Origin of the sequence: Burkholderia arboris (assembly GCF_902499125.1) — a bacterium.
GTDB classification, from domain to species: Bacteria; Pseudomonadota; Gammaproteobacteria; order Burkholderiales; family Burkholderiaceae; genus Burkholderia; species Burkholderia arboris.
The window spans coordinates 118,696-138,298 of the sequence record NZ_CABVPX010000018.1 but is presented as its reverse complement, the minus strand read 5'-3'; the positions used below and the strand labels follow the sequence as shown (position 1 = coordinate 138,298).

The following is a 19,603-nucleotide window of genomic DNA, read 5'->3' as shown; positions in this document are numbered from 1 at the left end:
TGCGGAACCCGACCCAGCCGACGGGCCAGTGACGATCGAGCGTCCGGTCCTGGATCGCGCCACGGACGTCGATGCCCGCATAAACGCTGTTAGACTGCGGACGCCCTCCCCGCACATGTACGCCACCATTCAGGACAGTGACATGACCGAATGCGTTCTAACATTGACCGGTCAGACCGAATGGGAAAGCTGGTTAGAGAAACACGGCAGCACGTCGACCGGTGCGTGGCTGCGTCTGGCCAAAAAAGGCGCCGGGCAGCAAACCGTCACCTACCAACAGGCGTTGGAATGCGCCCTCTGCCACGGCTGGATCGATGGTCGGAAGAAGGCCGAGAGCGAGCAATACTGGTTGCAACGCTTCACCCCACGCACCGCAAAGAGCATCTGGTCCAAACTCAACAAGGAGAGGGCTGAAGCGCTGATCGCCACGGGCAGAATGCGCCCGCCCGGCATGACCGAAATCGAGAAGGCCAGGAAGGACGGGCGCTGGCAGGCGGCGTATACGTCGGCCGGCAACTCGATAGTGCCGGACGACCTGCAAGCAGCCTTGGACGCGAATCCGGGAGCCAGGAAGTTCTTCGCAACACTAAACAGCCGTAACCGCTATGCCATTCTGTTTCGGATACAGAATGCCAAGAAGCCGGAAACAAGGGCGCGCAAGATCCGCGAATTCATCGACATGCTGAATCGAGGCGAAACCGTCCATCCATAGACAGGAAGCGCTCGACAGCGCTGGCGCACCTATTCCCGGCATCGACAGGTCCGCTCCGGTCGATCGCGGCGCCCCCCCCCGTTCTGCATCGCCCACTGCGTGGCCCAACGCCTGCCGAAGCTCACGCCGACATTCGTCTACTGGTGCCGCGCATCGAAGGGTCACCCCTCCGCCTGATGACACACGACCTCGATATTGTGTCCATCCGGACCGATGACGAACGCCGCGTAGTAGTTCGCGTGATAATGCGGCCGCAGCCCGGGCGCGCCGTTGTCCTTCCCGCCGGCCTCCAGCGCCGCGCGATAGAACGCATCGACTTGCCGCCGATTGTCCGCTACGAACGCGATGTGGAGATGCGCCGGTTTCTCGGCCGTCTGGAACAGACACAACGAAGACTTGGCGGGCGTACTGATCTCGATCCCGTAAGACGGCTCGCCCTCGTCCACCGTCACGGCACCAATCGGTTCGAGCGCCTTGAGGAAAAACGCCTTGCTGGCGGCAAAGTCGCTGACTCCGAATTTGACGTGGTCAAACATGAGATCCCCTCGGATAGATGGGCTGGCCTGCACCCGGGTGTGATGTCGAGACCAACGCGATGTTGCCACACACAGCCGGCGACAGTACACCTCTCGGCTCACCAACAAAAAAAGCCCGACAGAGTCGGGCCAACGAGCGAGACACAAGGAGAATCCCGCTCACCCCTCACCGGGCGGTCACGCCGCACGACACGGCGTTGTCAAGATTCGGAGGAGGCCCGACGAACGCGCGCGGGACCGAGCGCCATCAATCGTCAGCTACTGCGTCCGTCTGGAAAAGTTCGAAGAAGCAGGCCTATTGCGAAACAGACGCATTCGATGCTTCAGCCGTCGGCATTTGCGGCAACGGCATCGCCGCCGTGTTGTTGCTCGCTCCGCCGCCCGACGCACCCGCTGCATTCGTGCTGCCGGCTTGTCCGCGACGGCCCCGGTGCGCGCCATGCGCGACCGCGGGTTCGCTCGCCGCGACCGGCCGTATCGGCGGATGCGAGATGTACCGGAAATTGTCGTCGATCGCGCTGTTGCCGGTGTCGTACGGCTGGTGTACGAAAACACTGCTGGTAACGGCCGCGCTGGCTTGCGCGAACGCAGCCGGCACGACGGACATCGCGGCTGTTGCCGCCGCGGCGCCGAATGCGACGAAGCGCACGAGCGAACCGGTATTTCGGGTGATCGGATGGGCTGTCACGCTACGTTTCCTCCAATGCGGATCGGGCCGGCAATCGCTCGACCGCCGGCGACACCCGCCCGAAAAAATTGGCCCACGCCGAAAAGCGCGGGCCGAGCGGAGGTCACACAACACCTTGGGGGGGACAAGGCGAAACCAGTCTAGCCCGAGTCACTGGAAAGAAGATTTCATGCCGTATTACAGCTATTACTTCATATGACGAAGCATCGGCTGGCGCCGTTGGCTCCGGTCAACGCGGGCCGCACAGATGCTGCGTGAACCACTCCGCCGCCGCCTGGCTGGTTGCGTCGAAGTGCTCGAGATACGGCGTGAAATGCCCGCCCTTGACCTGAAGCAAGCGCTTCGGCTCCAGCGCGTTTTCCCACGCCTTGAGGCAAAGGTCGGTGGGCGTCAGCACGTCCTGGTCGGCGACGATCATCAGGAGCGGTGTCGGCGAGATACGGTCGACGTACTGGCCCGGCTCGTTCTCGCGGGACATCTCGGCACTGCGCAACGTCACCTCATTTCGCCAGTTCGGCGCAAACTGCGCGGCGGACTCGGTGAAGAACCGGTACGCATCCGAGCCGGCCATCGCACAGGCGGCCAAGGGATCGACGCTGACGGCCGGCAGCATGGCCGGCGAACCGCCCGCGAATCGCTGCCGGCGGTCCTCATCGAAGCGAGCCAGCATCGCCGGCACCCGATCGGAACGCGTGCGGCGCAAGCCCGCTTGATACCCGCTGATCGTCGGCACCTGCGACACGACGCATTTGACGCGCCGGTCGATGGCGGCGACTTCGAGCACGTGGCCGCCGCTGTAGCTGGTGCCCCAGATGCCGATGCGTTCGGCGTCGACATCGGCACGCGTCAGCAGATAGCTGATCGCATCGCGATAGCCGCGCTTCTGTTGCACGGGGTCGATTTCCTGACGGGGCAGCCCGTCGCTTGCGCCGAAGTTCTTGTGATCGTAGAGCAGCACGGCAAAGCCACACGCGGCGAACGCCTCCGCATAGCGGTCCAGGTACTGTTCCTTCACGGCCGAGAAGCCGTGCGCCATCACGATGGCGGGATACGTGTTGCTATCGGCGGTGCGCTGCGCCGGCGCGTAGAACCAGCCTCGCAGCGTCGTGGATTCGGACGGAAATTCGATGTCGGATCGCGTCATGTCGGCTTGCCTCGTTCGGTCGGTGGTAGCGATGACCGACACGATAAGCCTGCACGCCGCGTCCCGCGTGTTGCGGAGAGACGTTTGCTACGCGGAATCGGACAATTTCGCGTAAGCGCTCGGCGTCATGCCGGTGAACCGGCGAAACACGGTCGAGAATGCACTCGTGGTTTCGTAGCCCAGTCCGGCCGCGACAGCGATCACGGAGCACCCTGATGCCAGCAACGGACGCGCAGCCGAGATTCGGGCCTGCTGCCGCCACTGGCTGAACGACAAGCCGGTTTCGGCGGTGAACAGCCGCGCCAAGGTCCGGCTCGACGCACCGACTTCATCGGCCCATTCCGTCAGCGTTCGTTGATCGGCCGGATTCGACAGGATTGCATCGCATATCCGGGCAAGGCGCCGGTCCCGACCGGACGGAAGCCGCAGCGGCTGCTCGGGGGACCACTCGATTTCAGCCAGCATGAGCTGGATGACGAGATCGTCGCGTCCGGCCGGATGAGCGTCGATCGGGAGCGACGACGCCCGCACGATCAACTCGCGCAGCAGCGGCGAAACCTCGACCAGCCGCGGTTGATTCGGGTAGGCCGACGGGTACGCGCGCGGGTCGACGTAGGCGGTTCGCATTTCGAGGAGGCCGTGTGCGCGCATCGCATGCGGAAGGTCCGGCGGAATCCACAGTGCGCGATGCGGCGGGATCATCCACATCGACTGGCACGCGAAGACTTCGGCAATACCCGTCATCGTGTAGACGAGTTGCGCGCGCGGGTGTCGATGTTCGGCGACGACGAAACCGTCGGGAAACGCTTTCGGCATGACTGCCGCGATACCCGGCGCGTTCTGGTAGTCGCGCGGGTCGGTGCTCTTCGGGGCATGCGAGATGTCGGCACGCTTGGGGTTGGCTGTCGCGTTGGGCGTGATCGCTTTACCGTGGCCGTTCCCTTCGCCCTTCATCGCTCGTCCTTTCGTTTGTGCGGGACGGTCAGGTCATGCGGTCCCGGCGAACCGGACAGATGATACGGGAATGCCGGGGTCCAGGAACCTCGGACCGAGGCAGCAAATCGACAACGAACGCGCATCGCCAATTCTCCGTACCGCGAACCCGATACGTTGCACGCAGCGCCCGGTCTCGCGAGTTTCAGCGATCTTGGAAGTTCGATTCCGTGCTGCTATCGTGGTGCCTCTTTCGATGATCTCGGAGTGGCGGATACATGCCGTTGATCTTGCGTCGAGCAACGACAGCCGATGCCGTAGAGGTGGCCGAAGTCTTTCTACGGTCGCGCACTGCGCTGGCGTCCTATGCGCCGCTCGCGCACGCCGAAGCGGCGGTCCGGGACTGGATTGCCAACATGCTGATCCCGTCGGGAAACGTCACCGTTGCAGTGAACGATGACCGCATCGTCGGCATGGCCGCACACACCGTCACCGACGGCGTGGCATGGCTCGATCAGTTGTACGTGTGCCCCGAATTCAAACGGCAAGGGATTGGCACATCCCTCCTGGAAGCCGTGAAAGCGCAGACGGACGGCAAGCTCCAGCTCTATACGTTCCAGATGAACCGCGATGCTGCTGCGTTTTACGAGCAGCACGGGTTCGTTGCCATTGCATACAGCGACGGAAGCAGAAACGAGGAAGGCTGCCCGGATGTCTTGTATTGCCTGATGCGGTAGTGCGTCCATCCGTTGGCTCGCATTACCCGTCTGCCCGGAAGAAATGCGGATGGCTTGATCGCCGATCTCGTTCGACGGTCTGAGCTTCTGCTTGCATGCGGGAACTGCGGACGAACAATCCTGGTGAAGGAAACCAAAGACGCGTTCGGGATACGGTTCTTCAAGCCAGAACCGGACGCGCAACGAGCGGTTCGACACCGCTCGTTGAGTTGCTCAAGGGTGACGGAACGAAAGTGGTTGCAAAGACAACACATTACGCGCGCACCGTCCCGCCAGCGATCCGGTGCGCACCTACTCCGCAACCACGCCTTAAAGAATCCGGTTCAACGCATCCGAGAACCGCTTGACCGCGCCATCGACATCATGCAGCTTGTCGAGACCGAACAGCCCGAGCCGGAAAGTCTTGAAATCCTCCGGCTCGTCGCATTGCAGCGGCACGCCGGCCGCAATCTGCAACCCGACATCCGCAAACTTCTTCCCGGTTCGAATACCGTCATCGTCCGTATAGCTGACCACTACCCCCGGCGCCTCGAACCCCGCCGCCGCCACGCTCCGGAACCCCTTCTCCGCCAGCAGCGCCCGAATGCGTTCGCCAAGTTCGAGCTGCTCGGCCTTCACCTTGTCGAAGCCGTACGCCTCGGTTTCCTTCATCACGTCGCGCAGCGTCGTGAGGCTGTCGGTCGGCATCGTCGCGTGATACGCGAACCCGCCGCCCTCGTACGCTTCCATGATCTGCAGCCACTTGCGCAGATCGCACGCGAAGCTGGTGCTGGTTGTCGCATCGATACGCTCGCGCGCGAGCGGGCTCAGCATGACCATCGCACAGCACGGCGACGCGCTCCACCCCTTCTGCGGCGCGCTGATCAGAATATCGACGCCGCTAGCCTGCATGTCGACCCAAACCGTCCCCGACGCGATGCAATCCAGCACGAACATCCCGCCGACCGCGTGCACGGCATCGGCCACCGCGCGCAGATACCCATCGGGCAGCATCATCCCGGACGCCGTCTCGACATGCGGCGCAAACACCAGATCGGGCTTGTTCTCCTTGATCGCGGCGACCACTGCGTCGATCGGCGCCGGCGCAAAGGCAGCCTGCCGGCCTGCTTCGACCGGGCGCGCCTTCAGCACCGTCGTTTCGGACGGAATGCTGCCCATGTCGAAAATCTGCGACCAGCGGAAGCTGAACCAGCCGTTGCGGATGACGAGACACTTCTTGTTCGTCGCGAACTGCCGCGCCACGGCTTCCATGCCGAACGTCCCGCTGCCCGGAACGATCACGACCGATTTCGCGTTGTAGACTTTCTTCAGCGTGGCGGAGATGTCGCGCATGACGCCCTGAAAGCGCTGCGACATGTGGTTGACCGAGCGATCGGTGTATACCACCGAATATTCGAGGAGTCCCTCGCGGTCAACATCGGGAAGTAAACCTGGCATGCTCGCCTCCGGTGAAAGATGAACGATGGAATCAGGGCGCGCAGCGCCTGCGACTCGATACTGCTCTGCACCCGTGCAAATGCGTCATTTCCTCGACGAAAGCAGATTCTAACGAACGCGGCAGGCCGATTGGGGCATATTTTGTCCGCAATCCGGTTCGATGCGCGTCAGTACCGGCCCGCGACGCGCACGTAGCCCTGTTTCGTGTAAGGGTTAACGACGCATGCGGCAGGCAGCCCATAACATGTCGATCAGACTCTTCACGACGGAATCTTCGATGACCGCCTCTTCAGCTTCGTCCCTGCAGTCGCCCGCCGATCCTGCGCTCGCCGAGCGCATCGATGCGGTCCTGTCCCGCCAGCTCGACACGCAGCGCCTCGTCGGCGCCGTGGTGCTGGTCGCACGCGACGGCGAACTCGTCTACCGCCGCGCGGCCGGGTTCGCGGACCGCGAATCGCGCACGCCGATGCGCGAGGACACGCTGTTCCGGCTTGCGTCGGTCACGAAGCCGATCGTCTCGGCGGCCGCGATGGCGCTCGTCGCGCAACACAAGCTGTCGCTCGACGACGACATCACGCGCTGGCTGCCCGAGTTCCGTCCGGCGCTGCCCGACGGCCGCGTGCCGGTGATCACGGTGCGTCAGCTGCTCGTGCATACCGCCGGCCTCGACTATCGCTTCAACGAAACCGACGCGAACGGCCCCTATGCGCGCGCAGGCGTGTCGGACGGGCTGGACGGCGCGGCGATCACGCTCGCTGAAAACCTGCGCCGGATCGCCAGCGTCCCGCTGCAGTTCGCGCCCGGCACCGGCTGGAACTACTCGCTGTCGATCGACGTCATCGGCGCGCTGATCGAGGCCGTCTGCGGCACGCCGCTCGCCGACGCGATCGACGCGCTCGTATTGCGTCCACTCGGTGCGCGCGACACGGCCTTCGTCGCACGCGATCCCGCGCGGCTGGCCACGCCGTACGTCAACGACACGCCGCAGCCGCACCGCCTCGCCGAGAACGAGACGGTGCCCATCGACGAAGGGTTCGTCGGCGTCACGTACTCGCCGTCGCGCGCGCTCAATGCGCACGCGTTCGCATCGGGCGGTGCGGGGATGGTGGGTACCGCCGGCGACGTGCTGACGGTGCTGGATACGCTGCGCGCGGGCGGTGGCGCGATCCTGCCGGCCGACCTGGTCGCCGAGATGGGCCGCGTACAGACCGGCGACTTCGAATTGCCGGACCTGCCGGGTGCGGGCTTCGGGATCGGGTTTTCGGTATTGCACGACCCGCAGGCGGCCGCGTCGCCGGAGTCCGTCGGCACATGGCGCTGGGGCGGGGTCTACGGTCATTCGTGGTTCGTCGATCGCGCCCGCGGGCTGACCGTCGTGTCGCTGTCGAATACGCTCTACGAAGGGATGAACGGCCAGTACACGCTCGATCTGCGCGACGCCGTCTACGGCGCCGGCTGATCCGCGCAAACAAAAAAAGGCCCGACAAGCGTCGGGCCAATGGGTTTGAGACACAAGGAGAATCCCGCCCACCCCGCTACCGGGCGGTTACGTCGCGCTACACGACGTTCTTTTCGACGATCGGCCGGTTTTCCAGCACTCGCGCCCAGCCGAGCGACGACAGGTCGAGCGTGTCATAACGCCCGCCCAGAATGAGTTCACTGACGCCACGCCCCGTCGCCGGCCCCTGCTGCAGCCCGTGGCCGCTGTAGCCGTTCGCGAACACGACGTTGTCGAGGTCAGGGTGGTAGCCGATGATCGCGTTGTGGTCGAACACGTTGTACTCGTAGTACCCGGACCAGCAATTCTCGACACGCAGCGCCTCGAATTCCGGCACGCGGTTCGCTAGCGTCGGCCAGATCACCTCGTCGAACAGGTCATGATCGACTTCATCGAGCGGCAGATCGTCCGGATCGCGATCCGGGCTCGGCGACGTACCGCAAATATACGTGCGCCCCTCCGGCCGGAAGTACACGCCGGTCGGGTCGATCAGCAGCGGACAATCGGCGAGCTTCGCCGGCGACGATACGTTGAAGATGCTGCGGCGCCGTGCAAACACGGGGATGTCGATGCCCATCATCGCCGACAGCGTGCGCGTCCATGCACCCGCTGCGTTGACGAGCGTGTCGCACGCGTAACGCTCGCCGTCGCCCGTCACGACATGCGTGATCTTGCGGCCGTCGCGCACCACGTCCTTCACGTCGGCCGGCACATATCGCGCGCCAAGCGCCTGCGCCTTCTTGCGCAGTGCCTGCACGAGCCCATAGCCGTCGAACCAGCCTTCGCCGCTCACGCCGTACGCGCCCGACACGAGATCGTCGACGTTCAGCCACGGAAACTTCGCACGCAGCGCATCGCCATCCATCAGCCGGATGTCGGCGCCGAGGCTCGTCTGCAGCGCATGATTCTCGCGCAGCGTCGCATCGCCGGCCGGCGTGGCGAGGAACAGGTAACCGCCTTCGTGCAGATCGATCGACGGCCGGTTGCCGTCCACTTCGAGCCGCTCGCCGATCGAGCGCAGGAAGTCGATGCCGAACAGCGACATCTCGATCGACAGCGGTGTCGAGAACTGCTGGCGAATCGATGCGGCCGACAGCGCCGACGACGATCGCGCATAGGTGGGGTCGCGTTCGATGACGGTCACGGCGACCGTGGGATCGGTGGCGCGCAGGAAATAAGCGATCGAGCTGCCGATCACACCACCGCCGACGATGACGACTTGAGAACTCACGACTGACTCCAGTTGCACGTAAAAGGGCGCAGCCAGCCGGCCGCGCCTGCAGGTTGTTCGTGCCGCGTCGCGCGCGGCGTCGCGCGGGCAGACTTCCCCGGCGATCGCTTCGGCTATTTCAGCACGTCCGGCATCGCCGCGAAAGTCCGCTCGCGCGGGTTGCGTTCAGTCCGCCGATTTCGTCGTGACGGGCTGCCACGCGGCGTTCTTCACTTCATACAGCGTCGAGCTCGGGTTCTTCAGGTCGCCCGTGTTCGTGAACGCGATCGTGCCCGTGATGCCGTCGTAGCGCGTGCCCTTCAGCGCGCCGTTGAAATCGGCCGGCTTCGTCGAGTTCGCCTTCTGCATCGCGTTGATCGCGATCCACGTCGCGTCGTACGCGAACGGCGCATACGCGAGCATGTCGATGCCGTACTTCTGCTTGAATTTCGTTTCGAACTGCTTGCCCTTCGCGAGGCGCGACAGCGGCTGCCCGTATTCCCACACGGAAGCGCCTTCCGCCGCATTGCCGGCCAGCTTGATGAAGTTCGCGTTCATCACGCCGCCGCCTGCGAGGAACTGCGCGCGGATGCCGAGCTGGCGCATGCGCTTCACGAGCATCGCCGCCTGCGCGTCGAGGCCGCCGAAGAACACGAGATCGGCGTTGGTGCTCTTGATCTTCGTGAGCTGCGCGCTGAAATCGACGGCCTTGTCGTTCGTGAATTCGCGCGCGACGATCGTGCCGCCGTTCGCCTTCACGGCCTTCTCGAATTCGTCGGCTTCGCCCTGGCCGAACGCGGTGCGGTCGTCGATGATCGCGATGCGCTTCGCCTTCGTCACGCTCGCGGCGTACGCACCGGCGTTGCCCGCGTTCTGCGTGTCGGTGGCGATCACGCGGTACACGGTGCCGAGCCCGGCGCGCGTGATGTCGGGATTGGTCGCCGACGGCGTGATCATCGGAATCCCGGCCTTCGCGTAGATCTTCGACGCGGGCAGCGTCGTGCCGGAATTGAAGTGGCCGATCACGACGGCCACCTGCGCGTCGGCAAGCTGCTGCGCGGCCTGCACGCCGGTGCGCGGATCGCTCTGGTCGTCCTGCGACGCAACGACGAATTTCACCGGCTTGCCGCCGACCGTCGTGTGCGCGGCATTCGCCTCGTCGACCGCCATGCGCACGCCGTTCTCGATGTCCTTGCCGTACGCGGCGCCGCCGCCCGTCAGCGGGCCGGCCACGCCGACCTTCACAACCGTTTCCTGCGCGTGGGCCGCGCCCGTCTGGAACGCGAGGAGCGCGGCGGTCAATGCGGCGCCGGAAAGCGAACGAATGCGGAACGTCATGGCAATCCTTCTTCTGTGGGTCGGGGTGCAACGCGCGCTTGCCGCGCGTCGGCGACCTCTGGCGCGCCGGTGATGTCGTTGCCTGCCGGGGCGCCGTTCAATGCGCCCAACCGGCCGGCCGATCACCGCGGTTCCGTCTCCGAAGAACCTTTCGTCGCGAAAGAGGTGAATGGATTGTGGGTAGCCAATACCGGTGCAGCAAACGAAATATCGGAACTATGTTGTGAGGATTTATCATCAAGTTCCGCGTTCGCGGCCGACCCGCGGCCCGTGCAACGGTGGCCGCGGGTGGAATCGTTCAGTGGGAAACGGCGGCGGCACGCTTGGGTAAAGGCCGGCCGTGGTCATGCCGATGGCGCATCATCGTTGCGACGATGGCCCGGCCGGCCTGCGCGGCGCCCGCAACGCCGCATCATCGGTCAGTGCCGATCGGCGCCGGTATGCTTGCGCACCGCATCGGCCGCCTCGCCGGCCTTCTCCTGGAGCTTGCCGGCCTGCTGTTCGGCCAGGCCTTCCGCTTCCGTCTTGCGGTCGCCCGTCACCTTGCCGAGCGCTTCCTTGACCGAACCCTTGACCTGCTTGAGCTTGCCTTCGATGCGATTCCTGTCCATGGTCGTCTCCTGCGATGGTTGGAGAGAGCCGGCGATGTGACGGCCTGCGCCGCACCGCCGAGTGGACAGGATCGCAAGCGAGCACCGCGGGCGGCAGATGCGGATGCACCAACGGGCATGGTGCATTCGTACCGACGGCCGCGGCCTCCGGTATCAGTCCTTGCCCTTCGTGCCGCCCTTCGTGCCGCGCGCGCCGCCCGCTTCGGCCGCACCGACGATTCCGCGCTCGCGCGCCCAGACGATCGCCTCGCCGCGGCTGTGCACGTCGAGCTTCGCGTAGATCGTCGCGACGTGATTGCGCACGGTGTTCGGCGCGAGCCCGAGGCGGCCGGCAATCTCCTTGTCGGCCAGACCGTGGCACAGCAGGTCGAACACGTCGCGCTCGCGCGCGGTCAGGTCCGACAGCTGCGCGCCCGCGTCCGGCGCATTCGCGCGCCGCACGTTCGCGAGCTTCTCGATCAGCGTGCGGCTGAACCACGATGCATCCTGCATCGCGGTCTCGATCGCATAGACGAGCTCCATCTCGGTACGCTTGCGGTCGCTGATGTCGAGCAGCGCGACCAGCAGGCAGTCGCGCCCGTGAATCGCAACCGGGTCGGCCGACACGACGCAATCGCGCACATCGCCGTCGCGCGTGCGGATCTGCACGTCCGCGTTGCGCACGCTGCCGTCGCGCACAAGCCGGCCTTCGATGCGCAGCCACGCGCCACGCTCGGCCCACAGCCCGATCTCGTCCGCCGACTTGCCGAGCAGGTCGTCCTGCGCGTGCCCCGTCATCGCCGCGAATGCGCCATTCACGTCGAGCAGCTCGAAGCGGTCGGCCGTGACGATCGCGGTCGCGACCGGCGCCATCCGGAATGCGGTCGCGAAGCGTTCCTCGCTCTGCTTCAGCGCGCGCTCGGCCTGCTTGCGCGGCTCGAGATCCATGAACGTGAACAGCATGCACGCCTCGTCGTTCATGTCGATCGGCTGCCCGGCAACGACCACCGCCTTCGTGCTGCCGTCCGCGAGTTTCAGCACGGCTTCCATCTGCGGGATCGTCGCGCCTTCGCCAAGCCGCTCGATCGCGAGTTCGCGGCGCTCGGCCTGTTCGAGCACGTCGACTTCGTACACCGAGCGGCCGAGCACGTCGTCGCGCGCGTGGCCCGTCATGTCGAGAAAGCCCTGGTTGACCTTCACGTAGCGCAAATCGTCGAGCCGGCAGATCACGGCCGGCGCCGGGTTCGCGTTGAAGGTGCGCTCGAAGCGCTCCTCGGCGCTCGCCCATTCGGTCGCGTCGTGCAGCACGAGCGCGAGGCAATCGGGTTCGCCGGCCGCGTTCGTCAGCACGAGGCTGCGGATGCGGTGCACCCAGCTCAACGTCTCGTCGGCGGCCGATTCGACTTCGACCGTCACGTCGCTGAATTCCTCGCCGGCGATCACGCGATCCATCGGATAGTGGCCGTCGCGCACCGGATGGTTGTTCCGGTAGCGCAGCCGGAAGCGCTCGCGGTATGCGGTGACGTCCGCGCCGAGCGCCTTCAGTTCGGTCACGCCATGCATCGCGAGCGCGGCCTCGTTCGCCCAGACGATCCGCTGGTCGGGCTCGACCAGGATCACGCCCTCGGTGAGCCCCGCGATGATCTGGTGCAGCTGGCGCCGGTCGGTATGCGACTTGAGCACCTGTTCGTTTACCTGTTCGTTCATCGAATGGTTTTCCGCGTGGTCAACTTGGCCGCCGGCCCGGTCGTATCGTCGTCGACACGCGCCGGCCGGCGCGTGTGGCGATGATCGCTTGCCGCCCGGGCGCATGACAGGCGCGAATGCACTATCCGCCATAGTACATTCGCACGCCGCACGCCATCGTGCGGCATCCCGCCGATCCCGGACGCATCCGCCTGGCCCGCTTTCCACTTGCGCCACTCGACTGACGCATCCCCCCGCCCCCCGTGCAAACGCACTAGCCGATCAGGTGAATTTGCGCGATGTCCGCTCGCGTTCGCATCGGTACGCTGGTACTGCATCGGCGCTCATGCGCTGCCTTCCCAACCGCAGAGGAGAAGCCCGAATGAAGCTGCACCAGACACCCGATCCGACGCGGCCCGAACCGCATCCGGACAGTCCGCCCGAACCGCCGCCCGGCACCGATCCGCCGGTGCCGCTGCCGCCCGACATGCCGCGCCCGGATATCCCGCCGCGCGAGCCCGGCTACGACACGCCGATCGTCCGGTGACGGCTGACGCCGTTCGCCTTTACCCATTCGACTCGCCAACCGACGGAGAACCCATCCATGAAGAAGACCCCGCATCTTTCGACGCTGCTCGCCGTCAGCGCGGCGTTCCTGCTCGGCGCCGCACCGCTCACGAACGCGGTTGCGCAGGACGCCTCGGCCGACAACGGCACGCAGGTCCATTCGAACCAGCCCGTCACCGACACGTGGATCACGACCAAGGTGAAGGGTGAGCTTGCGACCACCGAAGGCGTGAAGAGCACCGACGTCAGCGTGAAGACGGTCGACGGCGTGGTCACGCTCACGGGCGTGCTGCCGTCCAAGATCGCCGTGAAGAAGGCGATCGCCGTGTCGCGCGCCGTGAAGGGCGTGAAGCACGTCGACGCATCCGGCCTGAAGGCGAAGGCCTGACTTACCGCGCGGCGGTTGCCGCGCGCCTACTCCCGCAGTTTTCCCGTTACGACACAGGAGCACACGATGAACGAGGACAAGATCAAGGGCCAGTGGAAGCAGCTCACCGGCAAGCTGAAGGCCAAGTGGGGCAAGCTGACCGACGACGATCTCGCGGTCGCGGAAGGCAATCGCGACTATCTGGCCGGGAAGATCCAGGAACGTTACGGGATCGCCCGCGACGCGGCCGAGAAGCAGTTGAAGGAATTCGATCGCGAACTGTAACGCCTCCGGCTACTTCACCCGCCGCGGCGCCGATGGCGTCGCGGCCATCAGGACGACGACATGGGCAAATACCTGATCGCCTGGCTGCTCGGCGTGCCGTTCGGGCTGCTGGTGCTGTTCTATCTGATCACGCACGTCTTCTGACGGCGCGGCGCCCGGCACGCGCCCGCCGCCTTCGCGGCACCCTCATCCTCCCGGCGACGCAATCGACCGCGGCACGGCGCTCCGCCGCTGCCGCTCGAACGCACGCGCGCTCCGCGGCATCGCGGCCGTCAAACGCAAATCGGGCAGGACGCCTGCACGTCCTGCCCGACCGGTTCGTCACGGCTATGGCGGTGCTTCGTTACTTCGCCGCGTTCGCCGTCATCTTGAAGATGCCCTGCGCGTTGCCTGCGTCGAAGCGCAGGTCGGTCACCCAGCGGCGCGCACCCTGGTCGAACGTGCGCTTGCGCGTGATGAACTCGTAGAACGAACCCGGCACGTTGCGCTTCACCGTGCCGCCGTCGCGCGTGCGGAACTCGCGCTCGACGGTATCCGCGCGATACGCGGTCTGGAACACGCGGCCCGAACGCGAACGCTCGACTTCCGGCTTCATCGGCCGCCCCTTTGCCTTCTCGTCGTCCGACAGCTTGAACACGTCGGCGACGCGGTCGGTCGCGTGGTTGAACGCGTTGCCTTCGGTCGAGATCCACGCCATTTCCGCAGATTCCATCAGCAGCGTTTCGTAGTCGAGCTCGTTCGGCAGGTCGTGCTGGCGCGCGAACGCACCGACGATCTCGGGCAGCAGCGCGTGCGCGGCTTCCAGCGACAGCCAGCCCTCACGCTCGACTTCCCACAGCAGCGCGACGGCCGCCGGCGACAGCGGATCGCGCGACGAACTGACGACGTTCGTCACGGCCTGCTGGAATTCCTTCGAGAAACGTTCCGGATGCAGTTCGCTGACGAAGAACTGCGCGATTTCGTCCGGTGCATCTTCATGCGCATACGCACGGCCCGTCATGCCGAGCTTGTCGAGCGGGTAACGGCCGTTCAGGCGGAAGCCGAGCGGACGCAGGATGCGCGTGAACGCGGCTTCGCCCGGCGGCAGCGCGCCCGTGTTCGGCCAGCGCACCGTGCGCAGCGCGCCGTGGTCGAAATAGACCGAGCCGCCGCTTTCGATCGCTTCGGCCGTGTACACGCGGCCGTTCGCCGAACGCTCGAGCAGCCCTTCGAACAGCGCCATGTTCATCGCCTGCGCGATTTCCGCGCGCGTCACGACGCCGTCTTCCCATTCTTCGAGGATGGCCGGCATGTTCAGGGTCGAGAACAGGGCGTCGGTCTTCGCCTGTCCCAGCAGCTTCGTCAGCAAGCTCTCGATATTCGGATTGCGCATCAGGATTCTCGTCTCGGGGGACCGCCGGCAAACGTGCCGGCAACTCGTTGGCCGGCCGCCCCACGGGCGCCTGACCTTGCGTGGGGAGCATTATTCAAAGGGTTGCAGTGGGGCGTAAAGCGAGATTAAATTGACACGTGATGAGTTTTTGGAATTATTAGCCGTTCCTCGCCTGCCTTCCGCCCCCACTCGGCGCGGGCCCGTTCGTCAGACAAATCGAGCATCATGCGTAAATTCAAGATTCCCAACATGGGCGCGCTCGTGGCTTTCGAAGCCGCCGCGCGCCACGAAAGCTTCACGCACGCGGCCAAGGAGCTGTTCCTGACCGAAAGCGCGGTATCGCGCCAGATCGCGACGCTCGAGGCGAGCCTCGGCGTACGGCTGTTCGCCCGCGTGAAGCAGCGCGTCGTGCTGACGCGCGCCGGCAAGCTGTACGGCACGCAGGTGCGGCGCGCGCTGGAAACGCTCGACCGCGACACGCTGTCGATCATCGCGCACGGCAGCGGCGGCGGCTACCTGGAACTCGCGGTGTTGCCGACCTTCGCGTCGCACTGGCTGATCCCGCGCATCAAGAGCTTCTACGACCGCACGCCCGACGTGCGCGTGAACATGGGCAGCCGCACCGACCTGTTTTCGTTCGAGGACACCCACTTCGAAGCCGCGATCCACTACGGCAAGCCGACCTGGCCCGGCACGTCGTCCGACTACCTGTTCGGCGAGGAAGTCGTGCCGATCTGCTCGCCCGCGCTGCTCGACGGGCCCGTCGAGCGCGTCGAGGATCTGCTCGCGTATCCGCTGCTGCACTCGACGACGCGTCCCGGCGCGTGGGCGCAATGGTTCGAGGCGCATGGCATCGAGGACATCCGCACGATGCAGGGCGTGCGCTACGAGCTGCACACGATGCTGATCAGCGCGGCCGCGGCCGGGCTCGGCGTCGCGCTCGTGCCGAAGTTCTTCGTCGAGGAACAGTTGCAGCAGCTCGGCCTCGTCGTGCCGTGCGATGCGGCCACCGTCGGCGATTCGGCGTACTACCTCGTGTATCCGACGGAATTCAGCCACAGCAAGCCGCTGGAATCGTTTCGCGGCTGGCTGCTCGAGCAGGCGAGCGCGTATGCGGCGCCGGAGGGCGCGGCGGAGGATGACGGCCTGGAGGATGACGAGGACGTCGAGTAACGGCGCTGTCGCGCCAACGTCATGGCGCGGTGGCGTTGCATGCCTGCCGCGCCGGCGGGCCAGCCGTGACGACCTTCACCAGCCGCGCACTATCGGGCGTTTCCAGCCCCGGGCACGCCGTATCCAGATCGCGGATCACGAGCGTCGCGCGCCCGTCGAGCCGGCACACGCCGCGCGGCTGCGCGGCGGGCAGCCGCAGTCCGCGTCGCGCATCCTCCTGGTTCGTGAAAACGATCACGCCCGCGCGTTGCGAGCGGTCGGGCAAGCGCTTCGCCGACGCAGCGTCTTCTTCGAACCACACGTCCGGCCCGATCGTATCGTCGTCGTAATCGACCGCGAAGCGGCCCGACAGCGTGATCGCCCGGTCGACATGCACCGCATGGCATTCCGGCTCGGCATCCGCCGGGATCGGCTGCTCGCCGGCCACGACCGAGCCGCACGCCAGCAACAATACGATACCCGGCACGCGGGCGCGGCCGGTCATGCTCAACGCATCAATCATTTGGCGGATCATGGGCAACACGGTGCGGGTCATCGTGACGACGACCCGCATTGTCGCGCACGGCGCGTGCGTGACGGGCGTGACGGGCGTTACATATGCCACTTCACCGTGGCAGTCAGCGTACGCGGATCGCCGGGCATGTTGTACAGGTCCGCATTGCCGTGCGCGGCGATGAAGTAGCGGCGATCGAACAGGTTGTCGAGCGTGAGCGTCACGTCGACCTTCTTGCTGCGATAGCCGGCCCCCAGGTTGAACACGGTGAACGACGGCAGCGTGACGAGATCGCTCGCCGACGTATAGCGCGCCGACTGGAACTGCATGCCGGCCGCAGCATAAAAACCGTACGGCAGCTCGCGCTTGAGCCACAGGTTCGCGCTGTGGCGCGGCATCAGCCCCGGCGTGTTGCTCGACACCGCGAGGCCAGCCGCCGTCGATTGCGCGGAACCGTCAACCGTGCCGTTCATATACGCGTAACCCGCATACACCGACCACCTGGGCGCGATCTCGCCGGTGAAGCCGAGCTCCATCCCGCGCACGTGCTGCGTGCCGATCGGCAGCGCATAGCCGGGATTCGCCGGATCGCCGATCTGCTGGTTGGTCTGGCGCATGTCGAACAGCGCAACGCTGGCCGTCGCCTTGCCGCCGAGGTCGAAGCGCGAGCCGACTTCATACGCGGTGGTTTTCTGCGGCGCGAGCGCGGCGCCGTTCGAGAACGCGCCGGAACTGATCAGCGTGTCGGCGAGCGGCGAGAACGACTGGCTGAACGAACCGTACAGCGTCAGCCAGTCGAGCGGTTCGTAGATCAGGCCGACGCGCGGGCTCCACGCATGATCGGTGCGGTCGAGGTTGACGTTCGACGACGTGTAGTCGTGGCGGATCTGGTTCAGGTAGTCGAAGCGCAAACCGGCGAGCACCTTCCAGTGTTCGGTCAGCGAAATCAGGTCCTGTGCGTAGACGCCTGCGAGCCCGACCACCGTCGATGCGTTCGTCTTCGCCCGCGCGCCGGTCGGCACGCCGGGCAGGATCACCGGCTGCGGATTGAAGAGATCGTAGGTCGCGACCTTCGTCACGCTGTAGATCGTGTCGAACTTCTGCTGCTGCGACAGTTCGAGCCCGTACAGCAGCTCGTGGCGCATGCCGAACAACGACGTCTTCTGCGTCAGTTCGAACAGGCCGTCGATGCCGTGATCGGTGCGCTGGCGCGTCGACTGGTCGAGCGTGACCACCGGGTGCGCGGCGGTCTTGATCGGCTCGTACGTCACGTAGTTCTTGCGCTCGAGCGAGAAGTCGTACGCGCGGATCGCGCCGTGGAACGACAGCGAATCGTTGAAGCGGTGATCGAGCGACACCGTCGCGCTCTTCGCGGAAATGTCGTTGTACGAGCTGTTCGCCGCATCGGCCGAGCCGTAATACGTGTTGATCGGCACGTCGACCGGCCGGCCGAGATACGCGGGCAGGCCCTGGTCGGACGTGCGGCGGTCGTGCAGGTAGTCGAATTCGACGTTCAGCACCGTGTCGCTGTCGAGCTTGAACTGCGCGGACGGCGCGATCGCCTGGCGGTTGAGCTGGAACTGGTCGCGGAAGCTGTTCGAGTTCTCGGCCGCGCCGGTGACGCGAAAACGCGCCGCATCGTTCGCGTTCCAGCCGAGGTCGAATTCGCCGCGCCGCTCGCCGCGCGTGCCGAGCGTCACGCCCACGTCGTTCACCGGGGTCGCCAGCGGCCGCTTCAGCACGCGGTTCACGATGCCGCCCGCCGAACCGCGCCCGTACAGCACGGCCGCCGGCCCCTTCAGCACCTCGACACGATCGACGTTCGACAGGTCGCGGTAGTACAGCGCATCGTCGCGAATGCCGTCGACGTACTGGTCCGTGATGCTGTTGAAACCGCGGATCGTGATCTGGTCGCGCTGGCCGTCGCCGACCGAGAAGCCGACGCCCGGCACGTTGCGCAGCGCGTCCTGCATCGACGTCGCGTTCTGGTCCTCGATCACCGCGTGCGGGACGACGTTCACCGTCTGCGGCACGTCCATCAGCGACATGTCGGTCTTGGTCGCTGCACGCGAGTGTCCGCCGTCGTACGACGCATGCTCGGCGGCCGCGTTGACGGAAATCGCGGGCAAGGTCGCGGCGGCTTCGCTCGCCTGTGCAAACGAAGTGCGTGCGCCAGCCAGCGACGTGGCGATCAGAAGCGCATGGCAGGCGCTCTTGTTGAGTTTCATCGTGAACGTAGAGGTGGTGAAGAAATGCGGCGAACGAAAGCACACCCGGCCAATGCGCGAATCACGCGACGAACCGGCGGGTGAAGCCCTTTCCGTGAAGGAGATGACGCGCGCGGAGGATCGCCCGTTGCGCATGCCGGCCGGCGAATGACCGGCACGGATGGATGCCGGCCGGCACGACCGGCGTGAACCAGCCGTGACATCCCGTCATGGTTCGTAATCGGGCGAAATAATAAACGAGAATGATTCGTATTTTTAGTTAATTTTTAACGTGTCGCCTGTCCGCAACGTGCGCGCACATGGCGATCTGCATTCCTGACGAATGCCTTTCTGTTCGACGGAATGAATGCGCCCGAAACGTAATGAAAATGAAAGAACAGGGTCGACCGGATCGCGTAGCGGCGATCACATCGAATACGGGAGCCGGGAAACGGAAGGGACGAGATTGGAGAGGATCACGAAGGATCGGGGCGTGCAGGTGGAACGGATTCAAAGGTCCGGTGCGCGCCGGACCGGGCAACCCCGACCCGGCGCTCCGGGCAGCCGACCTCGCATCGGCAACGCGGCGGACCTACTTCTATTCTTCACTACGTCTGCTCTCAGGCTCAC

20 protein-coding genes are annotated in these 19,603 nt (G+C 65.4%); 9 read left to right on the top strand and 11 right to left on the bottom strand.

Translation table 11 applies throughout. The annotated features are described in order from the left end of the window. The first annotated feature begins 142 nt into the window (after nucleotides 1–142). The gene (locus BLA15945_RS22110; RefSeq protein WP_174993379.1) at nucleotides 143–712 is read left to right on the top strand and encodes a YdeI/OmpD-associated family protein; all 570 of its coding nucleotides are present in this window, start codon (nucleotides 143–145) and stop codon (nucleotides 710–712) included. Between the two features lie 161 nt (nucleotides 713–873). Here BLA15945_RS22110 and BLA15945_RS22105 read toward each other — a convergent pair whose 3' ends face one another. Continuing rightward, the gene (locus tag BLA15945_RS22105) at nucleotides 874–1,248 is read right to left on the bottom strand and encodes a VOC family protein (protein ID WP_059237690.1); all 375 of its coding nucleotides are present in this window, start codon (nucleotides 1,246–1,248) and stop codon (nucleotides 874–876) included. Between the two features lie 197 nt (nucleotides 1,249–1,445). Here BLA15945_RS22105 and BLA15945_RS22100 point away from each other — a divergent pair, with 197 nt between their 5' ends. Continuing rightward, nucleotides 1,446–2,135: a hypothetical protein gene (locus BLA15945_RS22100; RefSeq protein ID WP_174993378.1), complete on the top strand. Its 690-nt coding sequence runs from the start codon at nucleotides 1,446–1,448 to the stop codon at nucleotides 2,133–2,135. Nucleotides 2,136–2,165: 30 nt separating this feature from the next. Here BLA15945_RS22100 and BLA15945_RS22095 read toward each other — a convergent pair whose 3' ends face one another. Further along, nucleotides 2,166–3,080, bottom strand: coding sequence for an alpha/beta hydrolase (locus BLA15945_RS22095; RefSeq protein WP_174993377.1), 915 nt, complete (start codon nucleotides 3,078–3,080; stop codon nucleotides 2,166–2,168). A gap of 87 nt (nucleotides 3,081–3,167) precedes the next feature. After that, on the bottom strand, nucleotides 3,168–4,034 hold the full coding sequence (locus BLA15945_RS22090) for an AraC family transcriptional regulator (protein ID WP_174993376.1): 867 nt from the start codon (nucleotides 4,032–4,034) through the stop codon (nucleotides 3,168–3,170). Between the two features lie 257 nt (nucleotides 4,035–4,291). Between BLA15945_RS22090 and BLA15945_RS22085 the strand changes: the two genes are divergently transcribed. After that, nucleotides 4,292–4,750 (top strand): GNAT family N-acetyltransferase, encoded by a 459-nt coding sequence (locus BLA15945_RS22085; protein ID WP_174993375.1) that lies wholly within the window; start codon nucleotides 4,292–4,294, stop codon nucleotides 4,748–4,750. 309 nt (nucleotides 4,751–5,059) lie between these two features. Here BLA15945_RS22085 and BLA15945_RS22080 read toward each other — a convergent pair whose 3' ends face one another. After that, nucleotides 5,060–6,187 carry an aminotransferase class V-fold PLP-dependent enzyme gene (locus BLA15945_RS22080; protein WP_059237694.1) on the bottom strand — a complete coding sequence of 376 codons (1,128 nt, stop codon included), beginning with the start codon at nucleotides 6,185–6,187 and terminating at the stop codon, nucleotides 5,060–5,062. A gap of 277 nt (nucleotides 6,188–6,464) precedes the next feature. Between BLA15945_RS22080 and BLA15945_RS22075 the strand changes: the two genes are divergently transcribed. Next, nucleotides 6,465–7,646 (top strand): serine hydrolase domain-containing protein, encoded by a 1,182-nt coding sequence (locus tag BLA15945_RS22075; RefSeq protein WP_059240821.1) that lies wholly within the window; start codon nucleotides 6,465–6,467, stop codon nucleotides 7,644–7,646. A gap of 97 nt (nucleotides 7,647–7,743) precedes the next feature. On the opposite strand, the gene BLA15945_RS22070 is transcribed toward BLA15945_RS22075, so the two are convergent. The 4 genes from BLA15945_RS22070 to BLA15945_RS22055 form a co-directional block, all read right to left on the bottom strand. Further along, the gene (locus tag BLA15945_RS22070) at nucleotides 7,744–8,916 is read right to left on the bottom strand and encodes an NAD(P)/FAD-dependent oxidoreductase (protein ID WP_059237695.1); all 1,173 of its coding nucleotides are present in this window, start codon (nucleotides 8,914–8,916) and stop codon (nucleotides 7,744–7,746) included. A gap of 165 nt (nucleotides 8,917–9,081) precedes the next feature. Next, the gene (locus BLA15945_RS22065; protein WP_059237696.1) at nucleotides 9,082–10,233 is read right to left on the bottom strand and encodes a branched-chain amino acid ABC transporter substrate-binding protein; all 1,152 of its coding nucleotides are present in this window, start codon (nucleotides 10,231–10,233) and stop codon (nucleotides 9,082–9,084) included. Between the two features lie 419 nt (nucleotides 10,234–10,652). Then, a complete protein-coding gene (locus tag BLA15945_RS22060; protein WP_059237697.1) occupies nucleotides 10,653–10,844 on the bottom strand; it encodes a CsbD family protein in 192 nt (63 codons plus the stop codon). Nucleotides 10,845–10,997: 153 nt separating this feature from the next. Next, entirely contained in the window at nucleotides 10,998–12,530 is a 1,533-nt protein-coding gene (locus BLA15945_RS22055; RefSeq protein ID WP_174993374.1) for a helix-turn-helix transcriptional regulator, read from the bottom strand. A gap of 361 nt (nucleotides 12,531–12,891) precedes the next feature. Here BLA15945_RS22055 and BLA15945_RS22050 point away from each other — a divergent pair, with 361 nt between their 5' ends. The 3 genes from BLA15945_RS22050 to BLA15945_RS22040 all read left to right on the top strand — a co-directional run bounded on the left by BLA15945_RS22050 (nucleotide 12,892) and on the right by BLA15945_RS22040 (nucleotide 13,728). Further along, entirely contained in the window at nucleotides 12,892–13,056 is a 165-nt protein-coding gene (locus BLA15945_RS22050; RefSeq protein ID WP_174993373.1) for a hypothetical protein, read from the top strand. A gap of 57 nt (nucleotides 13,057–13,113) precedes the next feature. Further along, a complete protein-coding gene (locus BLA15945_RS22045; RefSeq protein WP_059237699.1) occupies nucleotides 13,114–13,464 on the top strand; it encodes a BON domain-containing protein in 351 nt (116 codons plus the stop codon). Between the two features lie 66 nt (nucleotides 13,465–13,530). Beyond that, nucleotides 13,531–13,728: a CsbD family protein gene (locus tag BLA15945_RS22040; protein WP_048251752.1), complete on the top strand. Its 198-nt coding sequence runs from the start codon at nucleotides 13,531–13,533 to the stop codon at nucleotides 13,726–13,728. Between the two features lie 343 nt (nucleotides 13,729–14,071). Here the strand turns inward: BLA15945_RS22040 and BLA15945_RS22035 are convergent, their stop codons facing one another. Then, nucleotides 14,072–15,100: a DUF1338 domain-containing protein gene (locus tag BLA15945_RS22035; RefSeq protein WP_059237700.1), complete on the bottom strand. Its 1,029-nt coding sequence runs from the start codon at nucleotides 15,098–15,100 to the stop codon at nucleotides 14,072–14,074. 225 nt (nucleotides 15,101–15,325) lie between these two features. On the opposite strand from BLA15945_RS22035, the gene BLA15945_RS22030 reads away from it, so the two are divergent. Next, entirely contained in the window at nucleotides 15,326–16,273 is a 948-nt protein-coding gene (locus BLA15945_RS22030; protein WP_174993372.1) for a LysR family transcriptional regulator, read from the top strand. Nucleotides 16,274–16,292: 19 nt separating this feature from the next. On the opposite strand, the gene BLA15945_RS22025 is transcribed toward BLA15945_RS22030, so the two are convergent. After that, nucleotides 16,293–16,775: a hypothetical protein gene (locus BLA15945_RS22025; RefSeq protein WP_233464270.1), complete on the bottom strand. Its 483-nt coding sequence runs from the start codon at nucleotides 16,773–16,775 to the stop codon at nucleotides 16,293–16,295. 89 nt (nucleotides 16,776–16,864) lie between these two features. After that, a complete protein-coding gene (locus BLA15945_RS22020) occupies nucleotides 16,865–18,994 on the bottom strand; it encodes a TonB-dependent receptor (protein ID WP_174993371.1) in 2,130 nt (709 codons plus the stop codon). On the opposite strand from BLA15945_RS22020, the gene BLA15945_RS22015 reads away from it, so the two are divergent. Beyond that, nucleotides 18,876–19,145, top strand: a complete 270-nt coding sequence (locus BLA15945_RS22015; RefSeq protein WP_174993305.1) for a hypothetical protein — start codon at nucleotides 18,876–18,878, stop codon at nucleotides 19,143–19,145. The genes BLA15945_RS22020 and BLA15945_RS22015 overlap by 119 nt on opposite strands. Nucleotides 19,146–19,603 lie beyond the last annotated feature (458 nt).